The sequence below is a fragment of the Acinetobacter sp. YH01004 genome (genome assembly GCF_013420455.1).
GTDB classification, from domain to species: domain Bacteria; phylum Pseudomonadota; class Gammaproteobacteria; order Pseudomonadales; family Moraxellaceae; genus Acinetobacter; species Acinetobacter towneri.
This window is the reverse complement of record NZ_VOXZ01000040.1, coordinates 1-1,468: the sequence shown is the minus strand read 5'-3', so window position 1 is coordinate 1,468 and position 1,468 is coordinate 1. Positions and strand designations below refer to the sequence as shown.

Genomic DNA, 1,468 nt, shown 5'->3' with positions numbered 1-1,468 from the left:
TACGTTGTCGGCAGCGGGCCAAAAAGGAATACGTCCATGCCCATCGAGGTGAAACCGGCTGTGAGCGCGGGTTCAAGCATATAGCCCGACAGGCGCGTATCCTTGCCGATCACGACACGATGGCGGTGGTCACCGCGACGAAAGACACGGCCAGCCGCCATGCCGACGCGCAAGGCGGTTTCCGCCGTCATCGCGCCTTCGTTGGCTTTGCCACGAATACCGTCTGTGCCGAAATATTTGCGCACCATAAGGTCGATTATCCTGTCGTCGGGTCGCCCTCAAAGGGGACATGCCTGCTGAACCGCGAATATAGAGAAATATCCCGAATGTGCAGTTAACGAATTCTTGCGGTTTCTTTCAGCGCCGCCAATACCGCCAGCCCGTCGCGCAAGGGGCGCGGCTCGTGTGTGCGGATGAAGTCAGCTCCACCTGCGGCGGCGGCAAGCTCTGCAGCGAGTGTCGCGGCCCCGACATCCCCCGGACCACGGCCTGTGAGCGCGCGCAGAAAGGATTTGCGCGAAACAGACAGAAGCACCGGCAAATCGAAGCGCAGCCGCAATTCATCGAACCGCGCCAGCACCGAGAGCGAGGTTTCGGGAGCAGCCCCCAGAAAAAACCCCATGCCGGGATCAAGGACAAGGCGGTTGCGTTTGATACCGGCACCCGTCAGCGCCGCGATGCGCGCGTCAAAGAACGCCGCAATGTGATCCATGATGTCGCCAGCGGGTGCCTCGCGCCGATCTGCCTGCCCGTCTTGCACCGAATGCATAACGACGAGTTTGGCAGATGATTTCGCCAATTGCGGATAGAACGCAGCGTCTGGAAAACCGCGAATATCATTGAGATAGGCCACACCACGCGACAAGGCATAGGCTTGCGTCGCGGGTTGATAACTGTCGAGCGAGACGGGAATGCCATCTGCCTTGAGCGCGTCCAGCACCGGCGCGATACGCGCGATTTCTGTGTCGGACGAAACAGGCGCGGCGTCGGGATTGCTGGATGCCGGACCGAGGTCGATCACATCTGCCCCCTCGGCCATCAGCTTACGCGCCTGCGCAATGGCTGCGTCTGGCGCCAGATACCGGCCTCCATCGGAGAAACTGTCCGAGGTTATGTTGACGATGCCGAAAATGATGAGCGATTTATTCATGGGGGCTTCTATAATAATCTCTGTACACGACAAAAATAGATAACTCATTGAAATAATGTCACAATAATTGTTTTCTAACGACGAATACTATGACACATCTCAATGAGTTATATCTTATCTTAAACAAATCTCTAAAATGGAACAAGTCACATTTAAAGTGCTTTGCGCTCATCATGCTTGTGATTATTTTAAAGCAAACATGTAATCTTTCTTCTGCATCTAAAGCCTTGCCCATCAAGTGTTTACCACAATCATTTTATCGACGTATGCAGCGCTTCTTTGCAGGTCAGTATTTTGATTATCGTCAAATTTCTCAGT

General features: G+C 54.4%; 1 protein-coding gene and 2 pseudogenes. 1 reads left to right on the top strand and 2 read right to left on the bottom strand.

Features of this window, described 5'->3' with window-relative positions:
• Positions 1 to 248 (bottom strand): annotated as a pseudogene (glmM, locus tag FTT71_RS13175) (phosphoglucosamine mutase); the annotation flags it as partial.
• 86 nt (positions 249 to 334) lie between these two features.
• A complete protein-coding gene (gene sul2 / locus FTT71_RS13170) occupies positions 335 to 1,150 on the bottom strand; it encodes a sulfonamide-resistant dihydropteroate synthase Sul2 (RefSeq protein WP_001043260.1) in 816 nt (271 codons plus the stop codon).
• Between the two features lie 89 nt (positions 1,151 to 1,239).
• On the opposite strand from sul2, the pseudogene FTT71_RS13165 reads away from it, so the two are divergent.
• Positions 1,240 to 1,468: pseudogene (locus FTT71_RS13165) on the top strand (IS4 family transposase); the annotation flags it as partial.

What these genes read in the sequence shown, in the direction of transcription:
- sul2 (WP_001043260.1), bottom strand. Translation starts at nt 1,150, where the DNA reads ATGAATAAATCGCTCATCATTTTCGGCATCGTCAACATAACCTCGGAC.